18 protein-coding genes and 1 tRNA gene are annotated in these 21660 nt (G+C 59.2%); 12 read left to right on the top strand and 7 right to left on the bottom strand.

Features of this window, described 5'->3' with window-relative positions; genetic code table 11:
• Positions 1 to 519: 519 nt before the first annotated feature.
• Positions 520 to 605, bottom strand: a tRNA-Leu gene (locus Q0792_RS13085).
• Between the two features lie 171 nt (positions 606 to 776).
• On the opposite strand from Q0792_RS13085, the gene Q0792_RS13090 reads away from it, so the two are divergent.
• Positions 777 to 1760 (top strand): complex I NDUFA9 subunit family protein, encoded by a 984-nt coding sequence (locus Q0792_RS13090; protein WP_298841204.1) that lies wholly within the window; start codon positions 777 to 779, stop codon positions 1758 to 1760.
• Here Q0792_RS13090 and Q0792_RS13095 read toward each other — a convergent pair.
• Positions 1757 to 2560, bottom strand: a complete 804-nt coding sequence (locus Q0792_RS13095) for an undecaprenyl-diphosphate phosphatase (RefSeq protein ID WP_298841207.1) — start codon at positions 2558 to 2560, stop codon at positions 1757 to 1759. The two genes, Q0792_RS13090 and Q0792_RS13095, sit on opposite strands and share 4 nt — an antisense overlap.
• Before the next feature lie 222 nt (positions 2561 to 2782).
• On the opposite strand from Q0792_RS13095, the gene Q0792_RS13100 reads away from it, so the two are divergent.
• The 8 genes from Q0792_RS13100 to Q0792_RS13135 all read left to right on the top strand — a co-directional run bounded on the left by Q0792_RS13100 (position 2783) and on the right by Q0792_RS13135 (position 14507).
• A complete protein-coding gene (locus Q0792_RS13100; protein WP_298841210.1) occupies positions 2783 to 4216 on the top strand; it encodes an NAD(P)-dependent oxidoreductase in 1434 nt (477 codons plus the stop codon).
• A gap of 209 nt (positions 4217 to 4425) precedes the next feature.
• Entirely contained in the window at positions 4426 to 4860 is a 435-nt protein-coding gene (locus Q0792_RS13105) for a GFA family protein (protein WP_298841212.1), read from the top strand.
• Positions 4857 to 5285, top strand: coding sequence for a GFA family protein (locus tag Q0792_RS13110; protein WP_298841215.1), 429 nt, complete (start codon positions 4857 to 4859; stop codon positions 5283 to 5285). Before Q0792_RS13105 ends, Q0792_RS13110 begins: the two co-directional genes overlap by 4 nt.
• On the top strand, positions 5282 to 9814 hold the full coding sequence (gltB, locus tag Q0792_RS13115) for a glutamate synthase large subunit (protein WP_298841217.1): 4533 nt from the start codon (positions 5282 to 5284) through the stop codon (positions 9812 to 9814). Before Q0792_RS13110 ends, gltB begins: the two co-directional genes overlap by 4 nt.
• 107 nt (positions 9815 to 9921) lie before the next feature.
• Positions 9922 to 10587, top strand: coding sequence for a monofunctional biosynthetic peptidoglycan transglycosylase (gene mtgA / locus Q0792_RS13120; protein WP_298841220.1), 666 nt, complete (start codon positions 9922 to 9924; stop codon positions 10585 to 10587).
• A 56-nt stretch (positions 10588 to 10643) separates the two neighbouring features.
• Positions 10644 to 11309 (top strand): glutathione S-transferase family protein, encoded by a 666-nt coding sequence (locus Q0792_RS13125; RefSeq protein WP_298841222.1) that lies wholly within the window; start codon positions 10644 to 10646, stop codon positions 11307 to 11309.
• Between the two features lie 60 nt (positions 11310 to 11369).
• Positions 11370 to 12404, top strand: a complete 1035-nt coding sequence (gene queG, locus Q0792_RS13130; RefSeq protein WP_298841225.1) for a tRNA epoxyqueuosine(34) reductase QueG — start codon at positions 11370 to 11372, stop codon at positions 12402 to 12404.
• Positions 12405 to 12467: 63 nt separating this feature from the next.
• Positions 12468 to 14507, top strand: coding sequence for a hydantoinase/oxoprolinase family protein (locus tag Q0792_RS13135; RefSeq protein WP_298841229.1), 2040 nt, complete (start codon positions 12468 to 12470; stop codon positions 14505 to 14507).
• On the opposite strand, the gene Q0792_RS13140 is transcribed toward Q0792_RS13135, so the two are convergent.
• The 3 genes from Q0792_RS13140 to msrB form a co-directional block, all read right to left on the bottom strand.
• Positions 14480 to 16549: a PAS domain S-box protein gene (locus Q0792_RS13140; protein ID WP_298841231.1), complete on the bottom strand. Its 2070-nt coding sequence runs from the start codon at positions 16547 to 16549 to the stop codon at positions 14480 to 14482. The genes Q0792_RS13135 and Q0792_RS13140 overlap by 28 nt on opposite strands.
• A gap of 136 nt (positions 16550 to 16685) precedes the next feature.
• Complete coding sequence (gene msrA, locus Q0792_RS13145; protein ID WP_298841234.1) at positions 16686 to 17198, bottom strand: peptide-methionine (S)-S-oxide reductase MsrA; 513 nt, start codon at positions 17196 to 17198, stop codon at positions 16686 to 16688.
• Complete coding sequence (gene msrB / locus Q0792_RS13150) at positions 17195 to 17644, bottom strand: peptide-methionine (R)-S-oxide reductase MsrB (protein WP_298841237.1); 450 nt, start codon at positions 17642 to 17644, stop codon at positions 17195 to 17197. The genes msrA and msrB overlap by 4 nt, the downstream gene beginning before the upstream one ends.
• A gap of 134 nt (positions 17645 to 17778) precedes the next feature.
• Here msrB and Q0792_RS13155 point away from each other — a divergent pair, with 134 nt between their 5' ends.
• Both Q0792_RS13155 and Q0792_RS13160 read left to right on the top strand, forming a co-directional pair.
• Entirely contained in the window at positions 17779 to 18306 is a 528-nt protein-coding gene (locus Q0792_RS13155) for a glutathione peroxidase (protein WP_298841240.1), read from the top strand.
• Positions 18307 to 18335: 29 nt separating this feature from the next.
• Positions 18336 to 18965 carry a class I SAM-dependent methyltransferase gene (locus Q0792_RS13160; protein ID WP_298841243.1) on the top strand — a complete coding sequence of 210 codons (630 nt, stop codon included), beginning with the start codon at positions 18336 to 18338 and terminating at the stop codon, positions 18963 to 18965.
• Positions 18966 to 18968: 3 nt separating this feature from the next.
• Here Q0792_RS13160 and Q0792_RS13165 read toward each other — a convergent pair whose 3' ends face one another.
• Complete coding sequence (locus tag Q0792_RS13165) at positions 18969 to 19952, bottom strand: GlxA family transcriptional regulator (protein ID WP_298841246.1); 984 nt, start codon at positions 19950 to 19952, stop codon at positions 18969 to 18971.
• A gap of 64 nt (positions 19953 to 20016) precedes the next feature.
• Positions 20017 to 20886, bottom strand: a complete 870-nt coding sequence (locus tag Q0792_RS13170; protein WP_298841249.1) for a DMT family transporter — start codon at positions 20884 to 20886, stop codon at positions 20017 to 20019.
• A gap of 132 nt (positions 20887 to 21018) precedes the next feature.
• Here Q0792_RS13170 and Q0792_RS13175 point away from each other — a divergent pair, with 132 nt between their 5' ends.
• Positions 21019 to 21645, top strand: a complete 627-nt coding sequence (locus tag Q0792_RS13175; protein ID WP_298841252.1) for a LysE family translocator — start codon at positions 21019 to 21021, stop codon at positions 21643 to 21645.
• The last annotated feature ends 15 nt before the right edge of the window (positions 21646 to 21660 follow it).

The following is a 21660-nucleotide window of genomic DNA, read 5'->3' on the forward strand; positions in this document are numbered from 1 at the left end:
ATGTGACGCCGGCTGTGCACAGTTATGCCATATTTTCGGCCCATTTCAAATTTCGGGGCAGAGCGTGCGCGAAGCGGAAACAGTCTGATGGCACCGGAGAAGATTGGTCTGTGGAATGTATCCATTCGTGATTCCCGCATATGTGGAAACGCGCCCGGAAATCGTATTTTATATATATTTAACAATGCATTATGCTTGCGATGCGAATCTGTTACGGCAGAGTTCTCCTATGCCGGGAAAACAATCCGAATCGGCAGGCGCGAGGCCGGATTTCAGATAAGCTCTTACGAAAGAACCCTTACGCTGCATTGCCTGGATAATCTGAATTGTGACCAAAAGATGTCGCTATTTTTGCGATGATCGCGTTGGCACATTGGTACTCGTGTGCCGGGAAAAGAAAGGCAGCCGGATGTTCGGCCAATACCGGACCATCCCTTCTTTCTGTCTGCGACATGACGTGGCGGGAAAGAAGCCGCATGTGTTGCGTCTGCTGACCGGAATATCAGAATTTCGGGGATCTGGTGCCCAGGAGAGGACTCGAACCTCCACGTCCATACGGACACTAGCACCTGAAGCTAGCGCGTCTACCATTCCGCCACCTGGGCAGGTGTCGTGGGTCGCCGTTTACGCAATCGCCCAAAGGGTGTCAAACGGATTTTGGCTGTTTTCAGGACTCTTCACTGCCATATCCCTGCCGGGCCCGCGCGGATTTGCGCCTTGTCTCAGAGCCGCGTCAAATGTACATCCGGAGGGATCACGACACAAAGAGGCAAGCGATGTCAAAACTGGTCACTATTTATGGCGGATCCGGGTTCGTAGGACGCTACATCGCGCGCCGTATGGCGAAAGCGGGCTGGCGTGTGCGCGTCGCTGTGCGGCGCCCCAACGAGGCAATCTTTGTAAAGCCGTATGGTGTCGTTGGTCAGGTGGAGCCGGTACTCTGTAATATCCGCGATGACGCGTCGGTGGCCCAGGTGATGCAGGGTGCAGATGCTGTTGTGAACTGCGTCGGCATTCTGGCCGAGGCAGGCAGGAACGGTTTTGATGCGGTTCAGTCCGAGGGAGCAGAGCGTATCGCCCGCACAGCTGCAGCGCAGGGGATCGCCAGCATGGTGCACGTTTCTGCAATCGGCGCCGATCTGGAATCAGACAGCGACTATTCACGGACGAAGGCCCTGGGGGAGGCGGGTGTACTTGAACACATGCCTGACGCGGTGATCCTGCGGCCGTCCATTGTTTTCGGTCCGGAGGATCAGTTCTTTAACAGGTTCGCATCAATGACCCGGCTGGGACCTGTGCTGCCTGTCGTCGGTGCGGAAACGCGCTTTCAGCCTGTTTACGTCGATGACATCGCCCGGGCCGCCGAACTGGCGCTGACAAAGGGCGTGCAACCGGGAGTATACGAGCTCGGTGGACCAGACGTCGCCAGCTTCCGGGAACTGATGCAGAAGATGCTGGACGTAATCCATCGTCGCCGCATGATCGTAAGCATACCTTTCTTTGCTGCGCGCATCATGGCGTTTGGCTTTGACCTGCTTCAGACACTGACCGGAGGTCTTGTCACCAACAGCATGATCACCCGCGACCAGGTCCGAAACCTTTCGCGGGACAATGTCGTATCGGGTAAAACGATGGGTTTTGATGATCTGGGCGTTGCGCCGACATCGATGACATCTGTACTGCCGGAATACCTTTGGCGGTTCCGTCCTTCGGGGCAGTACGATGCCATCAAGGAATCGGCCAAAAACCTGCGCACCTAGGAATAGGCGTAGACCAGCAGAACGATGCCCAGCAGCACCCTGTATATAACGTACGGGGTGAAACTGACCGTTTTGAGCAGGCGCATCATGACGACCAGTGCCAGAAGTGCTGCGATGAATGCGAAGGCTGCAGCGATCGCGGCATCCCTGGCCAGGGCCCAGTCCGCCTGACCTGCGACATCAAGGCTGAGCAAGGCGCCCGAAGCGGCGATTGTCGGGATCGACATCAGCATAGACAGACGGGCAGCGCTCTCACGGTCATAGCCGAGGTGACGGGCGGCGGTAATGGTGATCCCTGACCGGGAAGTCCCCGGTATCAGTGCCAGGGCCTGTGCCAGACCCATGGTTGCCGCATCGCGCAGCGTCCACTCTTTGGCGGAGCGTTGCGAGCCACCATTCCTGTCTGCCCAGTACAGCACGAGGCCGAACCCCAGCATCGTCCAGCCGATGACCGCCACCGAACGTATCATTTCGTCGAGCCCGGCCATTTTGATGATGAATCCGATCAGGACCACCGGGACAGTCGAAATCGCAAGGCACAGCGCCAGAAAAGCGCCGGGAGTGTCAATCCGCCCGCGAAGCAGGCGCATTGTACCAGCCAGCGCTACAGCGACGTCCGATCTGAAATACAGCACTACGGCAAAAAGCGTGCCGACATGAACAGCCACGTCGATCGCCAGGCCCTGGTCTGGTGTACCCGTCAGTGCGGGCAGCAGCGCGAGGTGTCCGGAAGAGCTGACAGGCAGGAACTCGGTCAGGCCCTGGATCACCGCAACGATCAGTAGCTGGAATAAAGTCACGCAAGTGCCCCGTAAGCCGGTCGGTTAGCGAGTGGTATAAGGACACGGAATCAAATGGAAAGTGTCAATTTAATTCCGGATCGGACCTAAAAAAGTGACTGACCGCGCGACAAAGTCAGCAGAAAGAAGTTTTTTCCGCAATATAAGTCAGTATTACTGACTTTATTTATGCTCAGGCATCCCGTATGCGGTGTGGAAGAAAGCTGGTGGAGGATTCTGAACATGGCCGAACAGCCCATGCTGAAATTTGTGACAGTTGAGCGTGACATGCCCGAAAAGCGTGATGCTTCTGTACGCAAGGAGGACTTCCGCGAGATTTACGCAGAATATGCAGAGAAAAAGGCGCAGGAACAGTCCAGCCGCTGTTCGCAGTGCGGGGTACCCTATTGTCAGAGCCATTGTCCGCTGCACAACAATATCCCCGACTGGCTGCGCCTGACCGCAGAAGGCCGCTTGCAGGAGGCCTATGAGGTCAGCCAGGCGACGAATACCTTTCCTGAAATCTGTGGCCGCATCTGTCCGCAGGACCGGCTTTGCGAAGGCAACTGCGTAATCGAACAATCGGGTCACGGCACCGTAACAATCGGTGCAGTTGAGAAATACATCACAGACACAGCCTGGGAAGAAGGCTGGGTACTGCCTGTGACACCAGCGCAGGAACGTGCGGAATCGGTGGGAATCATCGGTGCCGGACCGGGTGGTCTGGCGGCGGCAGACGTGCTGCGCCGTGCCGGCGTTCAGGTAACTGTTTATGACAGGTACGATCGTGCGGGCGGACTGCTGACCTATGGAATCCCCGGCTTCAAGCTGGAAAAAGAAGTTGTCATGCGTCGTAACGACCAGCTGGAGCAGGGTGGAGTCACCTTTGAGCTGAACACAAACGTCGGCGAGGACATCAGCTTTAATGACATCCGTGCGAAACATGACGCGGTGATCATTGCGACCGGAGTGTACAAGTCCCGAGGTCTCGAAGCGCCGGGCGTCGGAGCCAGCGGCGTCGTCCGTGCAATAGATTTCCTGACCGCGTCGAACCGCAAAAGTTTTGGGGACGCTGTTCCGGAATTCGATTCCGGCGCGCTGAACGCAGAGGGCAAACGCGTTGTCGTAATCGGCGGAGGCGACACGGCTATGGATTGTGTGCGTACATCGGTTCGCCAGGGCGCAACATCCGTCAAATGTCTGTACCGCCGGGACCGTGCCAATATGCCGGGATCTCAGCGCGAAGTGCAGAACGCAGAAGAAGAAGGCGTGGTCTTTGAATGGCTCTCTGCGCCCAAAGGCTTTACGGGCGATCCGGTCACCGGCGTTATGGTGCAGAAGATGCGCCTTGGCGCACCGGATGCGACCGGACGTCAGACCCCGGAAGTGATCGAGGGCGCTGATTATATCGAAGAGGCAGATATTGTGATCATGGCACTGGGTTTTGAGCCCGAGGCGCTGCCAACGCTCTGGGATCAGCCAGAGCTGCCGGTCACCCGCTGGGGTACAGTCAAGGCCGAGTTCACCACCGGAGCAACAGACCTCGACGGTGTTTATGCCGTGGGAGATATCGTCCGGGGCGCCAGCCTGGTGGTCTGGGCGATCCGTGACGGGCGCGATTGTGCCGAAGCAATCCTCGGAAAATTCGGCGCGACGAGCGCAATTGCAGCGGAATAACCCGCAACGGTCGCAAATCTTTACAACATCGGTGTTGCTCAGGCGCACCGAAGAGACTTCAGGGACGGAAAAATGGCCCATTCGAGGCATGCAGGACCAAAGAATCAGGCAGCAGCTGTCATGCTGATGCGCCGTTCTTCTGTCTGCTGTGCGCAGGGTCTGCCATCCGCGCGGTCCGGATCTGCCGGTGACAACGGCGGAGGTCAGTTGTGACCGGAGCAGCAAAGGTCCTCAATGGCCGGTGCCTGTGTGGTGCCGTCACTGTAACGGTACAGACAGAAAACCCGCGTCTGCGCGCCTGCCATTGCGATATGTGCCGACGTCACACAAGTGGAGCATTCTTTTCTGTGGATACCATGCCCGGCACGCTGGTGGTCGAAGGACCTGCAACCAGCTTTGCGTCGTCGGACTGGGCCGAGCGGGGGTTCTGCGGAACCTGTGGCTCGACGCTGTGGTACGGCACCGTGCATGACGGCATGCGTCATCTGGCTGCGGGACTGTTCGACAATGCGGCAGGTGGTGAACTGAAACTGGAGTTTTACGCTGACCGCTGCCCATCAGGCTACAGCCTGGCGGGTGATCATCGTCGTCTGAACACCGAAGAGACGATCGCGATGTTTACCGAAGTGGAGAATAATGCATGACGGACCGGATGGAAGGACAGTGCCTGTGTGGTGCCGTGCACATCATCGTGGACGGCGCGCATGACCCGCGTCCTGGCGCCTGTCATTGCCGGATGTGCCAGCGATGGTCGGGTGGGTTGTTTCTGTGTTTCGAGGCCGATGCCGTGGCAGTGACAGTGGTCGGCGAGGTTGGCCGCTTTGCGTCGTCGGATTTTGCAGAGCGTGCCTTCTGCCCCCGCTGCGGCTCCCATCTATGGATGCGTGATGGCGACGGAGAATACAACCTGATGCCGGGACTGTTCGATGCAGTGCTCGCCGCGCCTTTGCGCTCAGAAGTTTACGTGGACCAGGCGATGGCGTCGGTAAAACTGTCGGGCGACCACCCGACAGCGACGCGCGCTGTCTATGAATCCAAGAACAGATTTGTCGAAGGAGAAGCCGGATGACCGTATATGATGACGCCTGGGTAGCGCAGGAAGAAGCCAAACGGGCTTACATGGCAGAGCACGGCCTCTATTCTGAGGAAGAGGAGCATTCCTCCTGCGGTGTCGGTCTGGTGGTGTCCCTGAACGGAACGCGCAGCCGCCGGGTAGTGGAAAACGGTATTCAGGCGCTCAAGGCGATCTGGCACCGGGGCGCCGTGGATGCAGATGGCAAAACCGGCGATGGTGCGGGTATTCATGTGCAGATCCCTGTCGAATTCTTTTACGACCAAGTACGCCGTACCGGACACACACCACGCGAAGACGAGATGATCGCCGTGGGTCAGGTGTTTCTGCCCCGTACTGATTTTGGCGCGCAGGAGACCTGCCGGACAATCGTCGAGACCGAAGTCCTGCGCATGGGCTACTATATTTATGGCTGGCGTCACGTGCCCGTCGACATCTCCTGTCTGGGCGAAAAAGCGAATGCGACCCGCCCCGAGATCGAGCAGATCCTGATCTCCAACGCCAAGGGTGTCGATGAGGACACGTTCGAACGCGAGCTCTATGTCATCCGCCGTCGCATCGAAAAGGCGGCACTGGCGGCACAGGTGCCGACCCTGTACATCGCGTCGATGTCCTGCCGGTCGATCATCTACAAGGGCATGATGCTGGCCGAGCAGGTGGCAGAGTTCTACCCCGACCTGATGGACGAACGCTTTGAAAGCGCCTTTGCGATCTATCACCAGCGGTATTCGACCAACACATTTCCGCAGTGGTGGCTGGCACAGCCGTTCCGGATGCTGGCCCATAACGGCGAAATTAACACACTGCGCGGCAACCTGAACTGGATGAAGAGCCACGAGATCCGCATGGCCTCCGGTGCTTTTGGCGAGATGGCCGAGGATATCAAGCCGATTGTCCCCGCGGGATCGTCCGACAGTGCGGCGCTTGATGCAGTGTTCGAGGTGCTGGTGCGGGCCGGGCGCAATGCGCCGATGGCCAAGACCATGCTGGTGCCGGAAAGCTGGTCAAAACAGGCTGTTGAGCTGCCCCAGGCCTGGCGGGACATGTATTCCTATTGCAACTCGGTGATGGAACCATGGGACGGTCCGGCGGCCCTGGCCATGACGGACGGACGCTGGGTATGTGCCGGTCTTGACCGTAACGGTCTGCGCCCGATGCGGTATGTGGTAACCAACGACGGCATGCTGATTGCCGGGTCTGAAACAGGCATGGTGCCGCTGGACGAAACGCGTGTGGTTGAAAAAGGCGCACTTGGCCCGGGCCAGCTGCTCGCTGTCGACATGAAGGATGGCGGCCTTTTCCACGACACAGATATCAAGAACAGGCTTGCCGCGAGCCAGCCCTTTGGCGAATGGGTCGGCAAAATCAACGATCTGGATGCTCAGCTGAGCGGGATCACAGAAAAGGCGATGTTCAGTGGCGATGCCCTGCGCCGCCGTCAGGTCGCCGCGGGATACTCCATTGAAGAGCTGGAGCAGATACTGGCCCCCATGGCGGAAGACGCCAAAGAGGCGCTGGCCTCGATGGGCGATGACACGCCCTCGGCCGTTTTGTCCACCAAATACCGCCCGCTGAGCCACTTCTTTCGACAGAACTTCAGCCAGGTAACCAACCCGCCGATCGACTCCCTGCGCGAGTTCCGCGTAATGAGCCTCAAAACACGGTTCGGTAACCTCAAGAACGTACTGGATGAAGACAGCAGCCAGACTGAGATCCTGACACTGGACAGTCCGTTTGTAGGCAATGCGCAGTTTGACGCGCTGGTCGGGCACTTCAATGCTGAGCTGGTCGAGATTGATTGCAGCTTTGCGTCAGGTTCGGGGTCACTGAATGAAGGCCTGGAACGGATCCGGGCCGAGGCAGAGGATGCCGTGCGTTCCGGTGCCGGCCATCTGGTCCTGACCGATCAGCACAGCAGTGAAGACAGGGTCGCCATGCCGATGATCCTGGCCACAAGCGCAGTGCACAGCCATCTGACCCGCAAAGGGTTGCGGACCTTTACTTCGCTGAACGTTCGGTCGGCCGAATGCGTTGATCCGCACTATTTTGCAGTTCTGGTCGGCTGCGGCGCCACAACCGTCAATGCGTACCTCGCAGAGGACAGCCTTGCTGACCGCATCGAGCGCGGCCTGCTGGACGTAAACCTGACAACCGCCGTAGCGCGGTATCGCAATGCGATCGATCAGGGCCTGCTGAAGATTATGGCCAAGATGGGCATCTCGGTGATCTCGTCATACCGCGGCGGTCTGAATTTTGAGGCAGTTGGTCTGAGCCGGGCTATGTGTGCGGAATACTTCCCGGGCATGACCAGCCGGATCTCGGGTATCGGCATCTCTGGCATTCAGCGCAAAGCCGAGGAGGTGCATGCCAGAGGCTGGGGCAGTGCGCCGTCCGTTCTGCCGATCGGTGGCTTTTACAAGGCGCGGAAATCCGGTGAGACCCACGCCTGGGAAGCGACGTCAATGCATATGATGCAGATGGCCTGCAACCGCGCGTCCTATGAGATGTGGAAGCAGTATTCTGCAAAGATGCAGAGCAATCCGCCCATTCACCTGCGTGATCTGCTGGATGTGAAACCGCTGGGCCAGCCTGTTCCGATTGAAGAAGTTGAAAGCATAACCTCCATACGCAAGCGTTTTGTCACGCCGGGTATGAGTCTCGGCGCGCTGAGCCCTGAAGCGCACAAGACGCTGAATGTCGCAATGAACCGTATCGGTGCGAAATCTGACAGTGGTGAGGGCGGCGAAGACCCGGCGCACTTTGTGCCGGAAGCAAATGGCGATAACCCGTCGGCCAAGATCAAACAGGTCGCATCGGGCCGTTTCGGGGTCACAGCCGAATACCTGAACCAGTGCGAAGAACTGGAAATCAAAGTAGCGCAGGGAGCGAAACCCGGTGAGGGCGGCCAGCTGCCCGGCATGAAGGTCACAGACCTGATCGCACGCCTGCGCCATTCAACAAAAGGTGTCACGCTGATCAGCCCGCCGCCGCACCACGATATCTACTCTATCGAGGACCTGGCGCAGCTGATCTATGACCTGAAACAGATCAACCCGCGCTGCAAAGTAACAGTGAAACTGGTTGCTTCCTCCGGTGTCGGTACAATCGCTGCCGGTGTAGCCAAAGCCAAAGCGGATGTGATCCTGATCTCGGGCCACAACGGGGGCACCGGTGCTTCGCCGGCTACATCGATCAAATACGCGGGCCTGCCGTGGGAGATGGGACTGACCGAAGCGCACCAGGTTCTGTCGATGAACAACCTGCGCGAACGTGTCACCCTGCGCACAGACGGAGGATTGCGCACAGGTCGTGACATCGTCATGGCGGCAATGCTGGGGGCCGAAGAATACGGCATCGGCACAGCGGCGCTGATCGCGATGGGCTGCATCATGGTTCGGCAGTGCCAGTCAAACACCTGCCCGGTCGGCGTCTGTACCCAGGATGAAAGCCTGCGCGAGAAATTCACCGGCAATGCGGACAAGGTGGTCAACCTGATCACGTTCTACGCGACCGAAGTCCGGGAAATACTGGCGCAGATCGGTGCGCGCAGCCTGGATGACGTGATCGGGCGTGCCGATCTGCTGACCCAGGTCAGCCGTGGCTCTGCGCATCTGGATGATCTGGACCTGAACCCGCTGCTGATCACTGTCGATGGTGCGGCGGACATCGTCTATAACCGCGACAAGGATCGCAACGCGGTGCCGGATACACTGGACAGCCAGATTGTCCGTGACGGCAGCCGGTTCCTCGAAGACGGAGAAAAGATGCAGCTGTCCTATGCGGTGCAGAACACGCACCGGACAGTGGGCACGCGCACGTCGAGCCATATCGTCAAGCGGTTCGGGATGCGCAACACGCTGCAGCCCGATCACCTGACGGTAAAACTGTCAGGGTCTGCCGGGCAATCGCTGGGCGCATTTGCGGCACCCGGTCTGAAACTGGAAGTTTCCGGGGATGCCAACGATTATGTGGGCAAGGGTCTGTCCGGAGGCATGATTGTCGTGCGCCCGCCAATGGCTTCGCCCATCGTTGCTGCTGAGAACACTATCATTGGCAATACGGTGCTGTATGGTGCGACGGACGGTTATCTTTTTGCTGCCGGTCGCGCCGGTGAGCGTTTTGCGGTCCGTAACTCGGGCGCAAAGGTCGTGATCGAAGGCTGCGGATCGAACGGATGTGAATACATGACCGGTGGTGTTGCGGTGATCCTTGGCGACATCGGTGCAAACTTTGGCGCGGGTATGACCGGGGGCATGGCTTATCTGTATGATCCGGAGGGTAAGGCGCCTGCGCTCATGAACATGGAGACACTGGTGACCTGCCCTGTAGCGGTTGACCACTGGCTGAGCCAGCTCGAGGAGCTGCTCGAAATGCACCTGGAAGAGACCGGAAGCCGTCGGGTCGCTGATATCCTTCAGCACTGGGACAGTGAAAAGCAGCATTTCCTTCAGGTCTGTCCGAAAGAGATGCTGGTGCATCTGCCGGCACCGCTTGGTATCGAAGAGACGGCAGTTCCGGCCGAATAACCTCGGCGGTTCACAAGCTGCCATGGCCCGCCTATACCCGGGCCATGGCAAAACGCAAAACCACCCGAAGCCGCAGGAAGCAGCAGCCCAAGGCACCGCAGTTGTTTATGCGGGCAGTGCGGAGATGGTTTTTCAGAGCGGCTCTGGCGGTGTCGGCCGTGGTGCTGCTGCTGATCGGGCTGGGCGTTTTGATCAACCCCTGGACGACACCCTATATGTTTGCCGAAGATCGCCGTCTGGGCGGTGTGACCTATGAATGGGTCAGTATTGACCAGGTTGCACCGGCTATGGCCCGTGCCGTTGTTGCTGCCGAAGATGCCAACTTCTGCAATCACTGGGGCTTTGATGTTCAGGCAATCCGGGATGCGATAGAAGATGGTGGCAACAGGGGTGCGTCCACGATCAGTCAGCAGACCGTCAAAAACGTTTATCTGTGGCATGGTCGTAACTATACCCGAAAAGCGCTCGAAGCGCTGATGACGCCCCTGCTGGAACTGATGTGGTCCAAACGCCGGATCGTGGAGGTATATCTGAACGTGGCTGAGTTCGACAAAGGTGTCTTTGGAGTGAAAGCAGCGGCAGATCACTACTTTGGTGTGGCGCCTGCACACCTGTCTGATCTGCAGGCGGCGCGGCTGGCGGCGATCCTGCCTGATCCAAAAGGCAGATCAGCTTCGCGGCCTTCGGATTTCGTGCGCAAACGCACCCGGGCGATCCTCTCCGGAGCGGCAACAATCGGCAAAGATGGCCGATCGGACTGTTTCGAGAGTTGAATCCAGGCGATCAACCGGGCATTGAGGAAGGGACTTCTGATTTCCGGGATATCCGCATGGCGCGATTGTTTCACGTCCCCCTGTCACCGTTCTGCCGCAAGGTCCGGCTCAGCCTTGCTGAGAAAAAGATCGAGGTGGAACTCGTCGAGGAAAAATACTGGGAGCAGGATGCGGATTTTATGCGTCGCAACCCGGCCGGCAAGGTGCCCGTTCTGCGTATCGACGGGATCATGATGGCCGAGAGCGCTGCGATCTGTGAGTACATCGAGGAGACGCGGCCCGATCCTGCTCTGATGCCCAAAGACCCGGTGGCGCGGCAGGAAGTCCGCCGCATTGTCGGATGGTTTGATGACAAGTTTCACACTGAAGTAACGTCAAAGCTCCTTTACGAGCGGGTGAACAAGAAGGTGACCGGGCAGGGATATCCCGACAGCGGCAACGTGAAATCGGGCGCGAAAGCGATCAAATATCACCTCGATTACATGACCTGGCTGCTGGATCACCGCCGGTGGCTCGCGGGTGATGTGATGACGCTGGCGGATTTCGCCGCGGCGGCGCATATGAGTTCACTGGACTATATCTCGGATGTCGACTGGAACCGCTCTGATGTGGTCAAGGACTGGTATGCCAAAATCAAATCAAGACCGGCATTCCGTTCCATTCTGGCAGATCAGGTGTCCGGTTTCCCGCCGCCGCGCCACTACAATGATCTGGACTTCTGAGAACCGCGGGGGGGCTGCCTGCTCCCGGACCACCGGGGACAATTCCGGCCAGAAAACGCCATGTCGACGCTGAAAAACCGCATTGTCGCGCAGGCCCTTGACGAGGGCTTCGTCTCATGTGGGTTTTGCAGGCCCGATGCTTTGCCCGGGTTACCTGAACGGCTCGCCGCTTTTATCGCCGCCGGCTATCACGGTCAGATGGCATGGATGGAAGAGCGGATGCACTGGCGGTCGGACCCCGCGGCACTGTGGCCCGACGCAAAGAGCGTCGTCATGCTCGCCGAGAGCTATGCGCCGGAATACGATCCGCTGGCTGTTCTGGACCGGCCAGACCGTGCGGCGATTTCGGCCTATGCCCAGGGACGGGACTATCACGACGTTGTAAAGAAAAGACTGAAGCGGCTGGCACGCTGGATGGTGCAGGAAACGGGATGTGAGGTGAAGGTTTTTGTCGATACTGCGCCCGTTCCTGAAAAAGCACTTGCTGCGGTTGCTGGTCTGGGCTGGCAGGGAAAACACACCAACCTTGTCAGTCGCGACTGGGGAAACTGGGCGTTTCTGGGCGCTGTTTTCACGACGCTGGAGCTGGAACCGGATGCAGCAGAGGTGGATCACTGCGGGTCTTGCCGGGCCTGTCTGGAAATCTGTCCGACGGATGCATTTCCCGCGCCTTACCAGCTGGACGCGCGCCGGTGCATTTCTTACCTGACGATTGAACACAGGGGACCTGTCGCAGAAGATCTGCGTAAGGCGATGGGAAACCGCATCTACGGGTGCGACGATTGCCTCGCCGTTTGCCCATGGAACAAATTTGCTGTTGCGGCGCAGGACATGCGCCTGCTTGGTGACGGTTCCCTGACGGCGCCGCGCCTGGCAGACCTCGCAGATCTGACGGATGCAGCGTTCCGGTTAAAATTTTCCGGATCACCCGTAAAACGCATCGGGCGGGATCGTTTTGTGCGGAACGTTCTTTACGCCATCGGAAACTCAGGACACACCCCGTTGCTGGTCGCGGCCCAGGCGCTCTGCGATGACCCGGATGAGGGGGTCGCGGATGCAGCACGCTGGGCAGTGACGCAATTGCGCGCTGTCTGACGTGTTCGGGCTGGAAAATCCTTGTGCAGAGGATATGGCTTACCCGAACAGAGGAGGCCCGGAATGGCTATTTTACTCGGGGTAGATACCGGTGGCACTTACACGGACGCAGTCCTGCTGGAGGATGAAGAACGTGTGCTGGCTTCCGCCAAGGCTCTGACGACACGTGAGGATCTGGCAGTCGGCATAGGTTCTGCGGTAACGTCTGTGCTGGAGGCATCAGGCACCAGGCCGGGGGATATTTCGCTTGCTTCTCTTTCGACAACGCTTGCCACCAATGCGTTGGTCGAAGGCCAGGGGGGGCGCGCGGCGCTGGTGTTTATCGGGTTTCGGGAGCGGGATCTGGAGGCGCACGGCCTGCGCGAGGCCCTGAAGGGCGACCCGGTGCTGATCTGTGCTGGCGGGCACAATCATGCAGGCGCGCAGAACGCACCACTGGATGAGGTTTCGGTTCGTGACTTCGCCCGTCGCTGGGGGCATGAGGTGAGCGGGTTCGCAGTCGCAGCTCAGTTTGCAACGCGCAATCCAACGCATGAGGTCCGTGCAGCAGCTATCATCCGGGAAGAAACCGGACGACCGGTTTCAGCATCGCATCAGCTTTCCGCAAAACTCAACGGGCCCAAACGAGCGCTGACGGCGCTGCTGAACGCACGCCTGATCGGGATGATTGAACGCCTGATCGGCCGGGCAGAAGCCGTTCTGAGCGACATCGGTGTGAAGGCGCCTATGATGGTTGTGCGCGGCGACGGAGCGCTGATCTCGGCAGACCAGGCGCGCGAGAAACCTATCGAAACCATTCTTTCAGGCCCGGCGGCGTCGATCGTTGGCGCGCGTTGGCTGACGGGAGCGGAAAATGCGCTGGTCAGTGATATCGGAGGCACAACGACCGACGTGGCGCTGCTGCGCGACGGGCGACCATCGGTTGACCCTGCCGGTGCGCGTGTGGGCGGATACCGTACAATGGTCGAGGCAGTCGCAATGCGTACCACGGGCCTGGGCGGGGACAGTGAGGTCCATCTGCAAAGCGAAGGTCTGGCTGGTGGTGTGGTGCTGGGACCGCGACGGGTTTTGCCGGTTTCGCTTGCGGCATTTCTGGCGCCGGATGTTGTGCATGCCGCGCTGGATCAGCAGTTGCGGAGCACCGTGCCCGGAGAGTTTGACGGACGTTTCCTGCGAAGACTTGAAGGACAGAACGCCGAAGGTCTGGGCGCGCGGGAAGCCGCGCTTCTCGAACGAATCGACACGCAGATGCAGCCACTTGGGCCAGTGCTGCGCATGCGGGTTGAGCATGAGGCGCTGCGCCGACTGGTGGACCGGGGGCTGGTGCAGATCAGCGGTGCGACACCCTCAGACGCCAGCCATGTAGTTGGCGGATTGTCTGACTGGGACGGTGCCGCGGCGGAGAAAGCGCTGACGCTTCTGGCACGCCGACGATCGGGGTCAGGATCTGTTTATGCGTCTGATGCGCCTGAAATGGCGCGGATGATTATCCGACAGATGACGTTGCAGACAACGACCGCACTTCTGGAAGCCGGCTTCGCGGAAGAGGATGGAGCGCTCGGAGAAGCGCCGGAGGCACTGGCGCGTCACCTGCTTGTGCATCATGGGCTGAGAGGGCACCGAAACATGGTGCGCCTCGAGGCAGGGCTGAACCTGCCGGTGGTCGGGCTGGGCGCATCGGCGCGGTTCTATTACCCCGAGGTCGGCAGGATGGTGGGTTCGGAGATGATACTGCCGGAACATGGCGGGGTGGCCAATGCGATTGGCGCAGTTGCGGGTCGTGTCACGATGCGTGAAACAGGCCATGTGACATCTGCCGGAGAAAACCTTTACCGTGTCCATGGCTCTGGTGAACCAGAGGATTTTTCCTGCCAGGATGAAGCGCTGAGAGTGCTTGAGGGTCGCCTGCGCGAGGATGCCGTTTCCCGGGCGCAGCGCGCTGGCGCCGGTGACATCAGCACAAATACCACGCGTGATATCCGTACAGCTGAAATCGACGGACGAAGTGTTTTCGTGGAAGCCGTTCTGACCGTCGAAGCAACCGGGCGCCCACGTGTGGCTCCGGTTTCACGGGATCAGGACGCGAGGCGGGCCGGGGTCTGAATGTTCCGTGCTGTTGTGTGGTCACCGGTCTGGAAGGACAGTGTCAGTTCGCTGAGTGAGGATACCTCGTCGACCAGCAACTGAGTTGCTGCGTTGGTTTCCTCGAACATTGCGGCGTTCTTCTGTGTGACACCGTCAAGGTTGCCGATCGCGGTGGAGATTTCCGACAGACCGCCCGCCTGCTCGGTTGCCGCCGACGCCATGTCACTGACCATGTCTGAAACATTGCTGACGGCCCGTTCTATTTCAGCCAGCGCATCGCCGGTTTTTGAAACAAGTTCCACACCCTGGCCGACCTGTCCGGATGATGTAGCGATCAGCGACGCGATCTGCGTCGCTGCCTCTGACGATCTCTGAGCAAGTGCACGCACTTCGGAGGCGACAACGGCAAAACCGCGGCCAGCTTCGCCTGCCCGTGCGGCTTCGACGCCTGCATTGAGCGCCAGCAGATTGGTCTGAAAGGCAATGTCGTCAATGACTGAAGTGATTTTGGAAATCTCTGACGAGCTGTCGGAGATTGCGTCCATTGCAGAGCGGGCTTCGGACATGATCGAGCTTCCGTCTTCAGCATATGTTCTTGTTTTCCGAACTTCTGAGGCGGTGGAGCGGGCCGTTTCGGCGGTGGATTTTACAGACGCGGACATCTCGGTGATCGCACCGGCGGTCTGTTCCAGCGCGGCGGCCTGGCTTTCTGTACGCTGGCTCAGGCTGGACGAGGCGTTTGAAATTTCAGTAACGCCGGCGTGGATCTGGTTTGAGGAGTGAATCACGCTACGTACCAGATCCCGTAACCGCTTTTGCGTTGAATTGAAGTCAAGGCGCAGCTGCTCGTATTCCTGAGAGAAACCTTCGTTGATCTCAACATCCAGATTGCCGGTTGCAAGTTCGGCAAGACCCTCGCTCAGCCGTCCAACAGCGAAAATCCGGGGCGTGATGTCGGTTGCGAATTTGACGACCTTGACAGGATCACCGTTTGGTCCGAACACCGGATTGTAGGTGGCCTCGATCCAGACGTCTGAGCCATCTTTGTGTTTGCGGCGGTATTCACCGGCATGGAATTTGCCCGACCGGAGCAGTTCCCAGTGATCCTTGTATTCCTTCTTTTCTGCCTCCCCGCGGGGCATGAACATGCTGTGATGCCTGCCCTTCACTTCTTCTAGCGTGTAGCCCATCGCATTCAGAAACAGATCGTTGGCCGTGCGGATACGGCCGTCCATATCGAATTCGATCACGGCCTGAACCCGGGCGATGGCCTTGACCTGATCTGCAGCTTCTTCGCGGTTGGTAACGTCATCGGCGATTTTCAGGATACCGATCTGCACACCATGAGAATCCAGCACAGGTGCATAGACGCACTGCAGCCACATCGGGCGCTGGTTCCGGCCAAACCGTTTGAAAATTCCTGATTTCAGCTCGCCGCCGTTAATCTGTTGCCAGAAGCGGGCATATTTTTCCGTTCCCTCATATTCCTCGTGAACGAACATCGTGTGATGTTTCCCGATAACATCTTCGGCCGCATAACCTGTAATTTCGAGAAACCGGTCATTCGCTTCCAGCACCGTGCCGTCCCTGCCGAAATAGACTTTTGCCTGTTCCCGCGAAATTGCCTCGAACTGACTGCGCGTGTTTCTAGCGTCATTTTCCCGCTGCGTCACGTCACGCATGATTTTTACAAGGCACGCGCCGTTGTGATCTTTTTCGGCGAGCGGCAAGTAAGTGGCTGACACCCACAGAGACCTGCCATCGCGCGTGGCACGCGGGAGAATGTCCGTGGCCGAAGTGCCCCGTTCCAGCGCGTCTGCAAACGACGTATCGCTGCCTGCCTCTGCCTGGGTATGGTCAATCAGTTCGTCGTGTTGCACACCCAGGGCTTCTTCCGGCGTATACCCCATAATCCGGCAGAACTGATCATTGACACGTACGATTTTGCCTGTGCGGTCAAACCAGACCAGACCGTGGTTTGTGCTCAGCGCGTCGAGCAGGGCGTCCGCAGGCGGCACAGCGTTTTTTTTGCGATCAGTCTTCTGCGCGAAAAATGGCATAAAAAGCTCCTGATGGTTTCCGGCCTTTTACCCATCAGGAACTTAAAATCTTCTTTATCCCAAACAGCGAATACCGCTTCAGGGATGAAAAACACCGGATGGTCCCGACCGGGTGGTGCCTGCCGGGACCGTCTGTTTATTCTGCGGCTTCTTTGCGCTTTGGCAGTACCCACTCCGCTCTGGGAAAGTGGCAGGTGTACCCGTTCGGAATCCGCTCCAGGTAGTCCTGGTGCTCGGGCTCGGCTTCCCAGAAAGGACCTGCCGCCTCAACTTCTGTCACCACTTTTCCAGGCCAGATTCCAGAGGCTTCCACGTCAGCAATTGTGTCCAGAGCCACCTGTTTCTGCGTTTCGTCCACGTAGTAGATTGCAGAACGGTAGCTGAGACCGACGTCGTTACCCTGCCGGTTCAGCGTGGTAGGGTCGTGAACCTGGAAAAACAGCTCCAGCAGACCCCGATAACTGATCAGCTTGGGATCAAAGATGACCTCGATCCCTTCGGCGTGGGTGCCGTGATTACGGTAAGTCGCGTTGGCCACATCGCCACCGGTATAGCCCACCCGTGTGGAAATCACGCCCGCACGTTTGCGGATCAGATCCTGCATGCCCCAGAAGCATCCGCCTGCCAGTACGGCGCGTTCAGTGCTCATGCGACGTCCTCCACCTGGTTGAGGTATTCGCCATATCCTTCGGCTTCCATATCGTCGCGGTGTACAAACCGCAGAGACGCCGAATTGATGCAGTAGCGCAGGCCGCCCCGATCCGCCGGGCCGTCCGGAAAAACATGGCCAAGATGGCTGTCACCATGGGTCGAGCGGACTTCGGTCCGTATCATGCCTAGGGATGCGTCGCGCAGTTCCTGAACATGGGCAGGTTCGATGGGTTTGGTGAAACTGGGCCAGCCGCAGCCGCTCTCGTATTTGTCGGCCGAGGCAAAGAGTGGCTCGCCCGAAACGATATCCACGTAAATTCCAGGGTCTTTGTTACCAAGCAGCTTGCCCGTGCCCGGGCGTTCGGTGCCGTTCTGTTGAGTGACGCGGTATTCTTCCAGCGACAGTTTCCTGATCGCCTCGTCGGTCTTTTCATATCTGGGCATAAAGGGCTCCCGTTTTCCTTTGTTCTTAAGATAAGAGCGCGCGGCCCGATGAAAAGAGGAAACTATTCCGGAACGGATCACGTGTCTGAGGGGAAACGCGGACTATATGACCCCCAACGGATCAGGAGGCGACGATGAGACGACCTGCAACTGTACTGGCATTCATACTGTCGACGGGAACGGCGCTTGCCGGTGTCGGACCCCACAGCTTTGCGTCTATTGATGGCGGAACGCTTGAAACTGCAGACTGGGCCGGGCAGCCGGTACTGGTGGTGAATACTGCGTCACAGTGTGGTTTTACCGGCCAGTATGATGGCCTGCAGGCGCTCTATGACCGCTACCGCGACGAGGGTCTGGTCGTCATGGCGGTCCCTTCGGATGATTTCAGCCAGGAACTGGACAGCGCCGAAGAGGTCAAGGAATTCTGCGAGCTGAACTTTGCGCTGGATCTGCCGATGGCAGACATCACCCGTGTCAAAGGACGCGATGCGCATCCCTTTTACCGCGAGGTCCGCGAAGAGACCGGTTTCGTGCCGCGCTGGAATTTCAACAAGGTGCTGATTGGTCCGGATGGTGCCGTCGTTGACACGTGGGGGTCACGCACGAAACCTCTCTCGCGTGAGATTACCGGCGCAATTGAGGCTTTGCTCGACGGGTCCTGAATGACAGACTGGCGGCGGGAGGATCCGCGATGCCAGCCGACAAGCCTGATCTCGACACCGCCTACGCGCTGGAGACGCCCGAAGACAACAGGGCGCTCTATGCCGGCTGGGCAGAGACCTATGAAGAGACCTTTGCCCGGGCGATGGATTTCCGGATGCCTGGCCACGTGGCACAAAAGTTTGTGGAAACCGGTGGACAGGGCCCCGTGCTGGATGCGGGCGCAGGCACAGGGCTGCTGGGGCAGGCGCTGCATGATGCCGGCATCCCGGATATCGATGGTCTGGATCTGTCGCCCGAAATGCTGGATGTTGCACGGCGCAAGAACGTCTACCGCGATCTTGTCGTTGGGGATATGACCAGGCCTTTGCCGCTGCCTGATGCCACCTGGTATGGCATCGTCAGTTCGGGTACTTTCACCCACGGTCATGTCGGCCCGGACGCTTTCGACGAGCTGATGCGTGTGGCCGCACCCGGTGCGCTGTTCGTTGTGACCATCAAGACAGAGCTTTTCGACAGCGCAGGTTTTGGCGCCAAATTCGCAGGTTTCGGGGGCAAGATCAAAGGCCTGGAGAGTGTCGAACTGCCAATCTATGGCCCGGCGGCCACCGGCGATCACCGTGATGACAAGGGGCTGGTGGTCAGCTTCCGCAAGTCCTGAGGGTCAGGTATCGTCGCGCCACATCAACCGGGCGCTGCCGCCCTCAAGGCCCGGGCTGATCCCATAGGCAGCGCGATAGCTTTTGGAGAAATGCGACAGGGATCTGAACCCGCAGGTCACACAGACATCAGTGACCGAGAAATCGGTCTGTCGCAGCAGGTCCCGCGCCTTTTCCAGGCGCAGCCGCAGATAGTGCCGTTTGGGGGAATTGCCCACATACCGCGCGAAAAGTCTTTCCAGCTGCCGGGTGGACAGGCCAACAAGACCAGAGATCTCATCAGGTGTCAGCGGGTCCTCTGTGTTGTTCTGCATGATCTGCATGGCGAGCGCCAGTTTCGCGTTGCGTACTCTGGTGCGGGGCTGCAGGGCCATGCGCTGGGCATGATCCGGCAGTCGCGGATCGGTATAAACCATCTGGTCGGCGACCCATGTTGCCAGATCATCGCCGTAGTCCCGCCGGATCCGGTCGAGCATCATGTCCATTGATGCCGCGCCTCCGGCGGTCGTGAAGACCCGCCCATCGACGGAGAAGATGCTGTCCTCCATAATAACGTCCGGCAACACTTCGGTCAGGGCTGCGCGGTACTCCCAGTGGGTCGTGACCCGTTTGCCTGACACCAGACCGGCCAGTGCGAGCACGTAAGTGCCCGATGAAAGCGCGCCATAGTCCATGCCCTTGCGCGTCTCGCGTCGCAGCCAGTTCAGCATTTTGCGGCTGGTTGCCTGCCCTGCATCTTCGCCCGCACAGACGACAATCGTCTCATGGCGGCTCAGTTCATCCAGGGGACCGTCCACACCCACGCAGACGCCATTATAGGCCGGTACCGGCGCGCCGGTTTCTGACAGTATCCGCCACGCGTAATACGGGCCGCCCGAAGGGTAGCGGTTGGCAAGGCTCAGCGCTTCGAGTGCGCAGGAGAAACCCAGCTGCGAAAACCCCGGGATCAGGACAAAGGCATAGGATCTGGCAGCTGGTTCGTCGCGCATCGGTGTGGCGTCCCTTTTGGGTACGCACCAGAATAGCGGCTTTGAGTGGCCCCCAAAACCGCGTTTACGACACAGTTTGTCGCGAAATCTGCACCGCCAGAATTCCCAGCGCGATCACAACCACACCCAGCAGGTCACGCGCGCCCAGCGGTTCGGACAGCAAAAGCGCCGCAACGGCCACACCCAGAAACGGATTGAGAAAGTGGAACGTCGCTGCGCGGGTTGCCCCGATCCGGTTGACCAGCCAGAACCACACGAGTGTCGCTGCAAGGCCCGGAACGAGGGTGGTGTAGGCAAATGCCGCCGCAAGCGTCCAGCTCGGGTTCAGCCGAGGTGTTTCGAATAGAAGCGTCGCGAGCCCGCAGGCAAGGCACCCTACCAGCATCTGCAGGCCGACAATCATCAGAAAATTCCCGCCGGACGTAGCACCCCTTACCGACAGCGTCGCGATGGTAAGGGCAACGACGGCAATCCCGCACAGAACCAGCCCGGTGATATCGACCCCGCCATCGATACGTGCGCCCATGATCATGCCGACCCCGGCCACACCGGCGATCAGGCCCGCAATGCCCAGAGGGCGCAGGCGTTCGCCCAGAAACATCCAGCCCGCAAGTGCCACCAGCAGTGGCATGGTCGAAGCGATGATTGCCGCGACCGACGCCTGGATTGTCTGCATCGCCACAAAGTTCAGTCCCAGATACACCGCATTCTGCAAAACGCCGAACACGATGGTCGCGCGCCACTGTGCCGGTGTCAGCCGCCAGGACTGACCCAGCGCCATCGCGATTCCGACACCCAGCAGGCCCGAGATGGCGTAGCGCAGGGTCAGCGCTGCCATGGGCGAGGCATCAGCAACGATAATTCGGGCGGAGGTGAAGGCAGAGGACCACATGACAGCAAAGGCCAGCCCCATCAGAATTGCGCGGATGTCCATATGGCTGCTGTTTTACCCTGTGGTTGCCGTGCCGCGACCATCGGGGAAATCGCGCAGCGCTGCAAGCGGCATGAGCAGTTGACACGGACCCCGGTCGGGGCGTTCATCGGGGCAATCTGACGGAGAGGCACCATGATCCCACCCGACGTACTGTTTGTCTTTGCAGCAGCCTCGGTTGCGCTGGCCCTGGCACCCGGACCGGACAATATTTTTGTTCTGACGCAGTCTGCGCTCAGCGGCCGGATGGCGGGCGTGCTGGTGACCCTTGGCCTGGCAACCGGCGTGATGGTGCATACAACCCTCGTAGCGCTGGGCGTTGCGGTGATCTTCCAGACCTCACAGGCAGCATTTACCGCTCTCAAGATTGCAGGGGCCGGGTATCTTCTGTGGCTTGCATGGAAGTCATTTCGCGCAGGTGCCGCGGATGTGGCGGGCAGGGGCGTGCGGCGTCTCCCCGCAAGCCAGCTCTACACTCGTGGGGTGATCATGAACCTGACTAACCCCAAAGTAGCGATCTTTTTCCTCGCATTCCTGCCGCAGTTTGCGGACCCGGCGCGGGGGTCGGTCACTGTGCAGATTTTTCTGTTCGGTGCGGTCTTTGCTCTGTGTGCGCTTGTGATCTTCAGCGCGGTTGCCTGGGCGGCCGGGTTCCTCGGCCAGTGGCTCGGGGCAAGCCCTCGCGCGCAGGTCGCACTGAACCGGATCGCAGGAATTGTCTTTGCGGGCCTCGCGCTGCGGCTGCTGACCGCTCAGCGCTGATCTGCTGACATCGTC

The sequence above is a fragment of the uncultured Roseobacter sp. genome, assembly GCF_947495025.1.
GTDB lineage: Bacteria > Pseudomonadota > Alphaproteobacteria > Rhodobacterales > Rhodobacteraceae > Roseobacter.

Excerpts from the sequence above, each read along its gene's own strand:
- msrB (WP_298841237.1), bottom strand. The coding sequence starts at position 17,644 with ATGCCCAGATATGAAAAGACCGACGAGGCGATCAGGAAACTGTCGCTG.
- Q0792_RS13165 (WP_298841246.1), bottom strand. The coding sequence starts at position 19,952 with ATGCGCGACGAACCAGCTGCCAGATCCTATGCCTTTGTCCTGATCCCG.
- Q0792_RS13125 (WP_298841222.1), top strand. The coding sequence starts at position 10,644 with ATGGCGCGATTGTTTCACGTCCCCCTGTCACCGTTCTGCCGCAAGGTC.
- Q0792_RS13110 (WP_298841215.1), top strand. The coding sequence starts at position 4,857 with ATGACGGACCGGATGGAAGGACAGTGCCTGTGTGGTGCCGTGCACATC.
- Q0792_RS13090 (WP_298841204.1), top strand. The coding sequence starts at position 777 with ATGTCAAAACTGGTCACTATTTATGGCGGATCCGGGTTCGTAGGACGC.
- Q0792_RS13170 (WP_298841249.1), bottom strand. The coding sequence starts at position 20,886 with ATGGACATCCGCGCAATTCTGATGGGGCTGGCCTTTGCTGTCATGTGG.
- queG (WP_298841225.1), top strand. The coding sequence starts at position 11,370 with ATGTCGACGCTGAAAAACCGCATTGTCGCGCAGGCCCTTGACGAGGGC.
- msrA (WP_298841234.1), bottom strand. The coding sequence starts at position 17,198 with ATGAGCACTGAACGCGCCGTACTGGCAGGCGGATGCTTCTGGGGCATG.
- Q0792_RS13140 (WP_298841231.1), bottom strand. The coding sequence starts at position 16,549 with ATGCCATTTTTCGCGCAGAAGACTGATCGCAAAAAAAACGCTGTGCCG.
- gltB (WP_298841217.1), top strand. The coding sequence starts at position 5,282 with ATGACCGTATATGATGACGCCTGGGTAGCGCAGGAAGAAGCCAAACGG.
- mtgA (WP_298841220.1), top strand. The coding sequence starts at position 9,922 with ATGCGGGCAGTGCGGAGATGGTTTTTCAGAGCGGCTCTGGCGGTGTCG.
- Q0792_RS13135 (WP_298841229.1), top strand. The coding sequence starts at position 12,468 with ATGGCTATTTTACTCGGGGTAGATACCGGTGGCACTTACACGGACGCA.
- Q0792_RS13175 (WP_298841252.1), top strand. The coding sequence starts at position 21,019 with ATGATCCCACCCGACGTACTGTTTGTCTTTGCAGCAGCCTCGGTTGCG.
- Q0792_RS13160 (WP_298841243.1), top strand. The coding sequence starts at position 18,336 with ATGCCAGCCGACAAGCCTGATCTCGACACCGCCTACGCGCTGGAGACG.
- Q0792_RS13100 (WP_298841210.1), top strand. The coding sequence starts at position 2,783 with ATGGCCGAACAGCCCATGCTGAAATTTGTGACAGTTGAGCGTGACATG.
- Q0792_RS13155 (WP_298841240.1), top strand. The coding sequence starts at position 17,779 with ATGAGACGACCTGCAACTGTACTGGCATTCATACTGTCGACGGGAACG.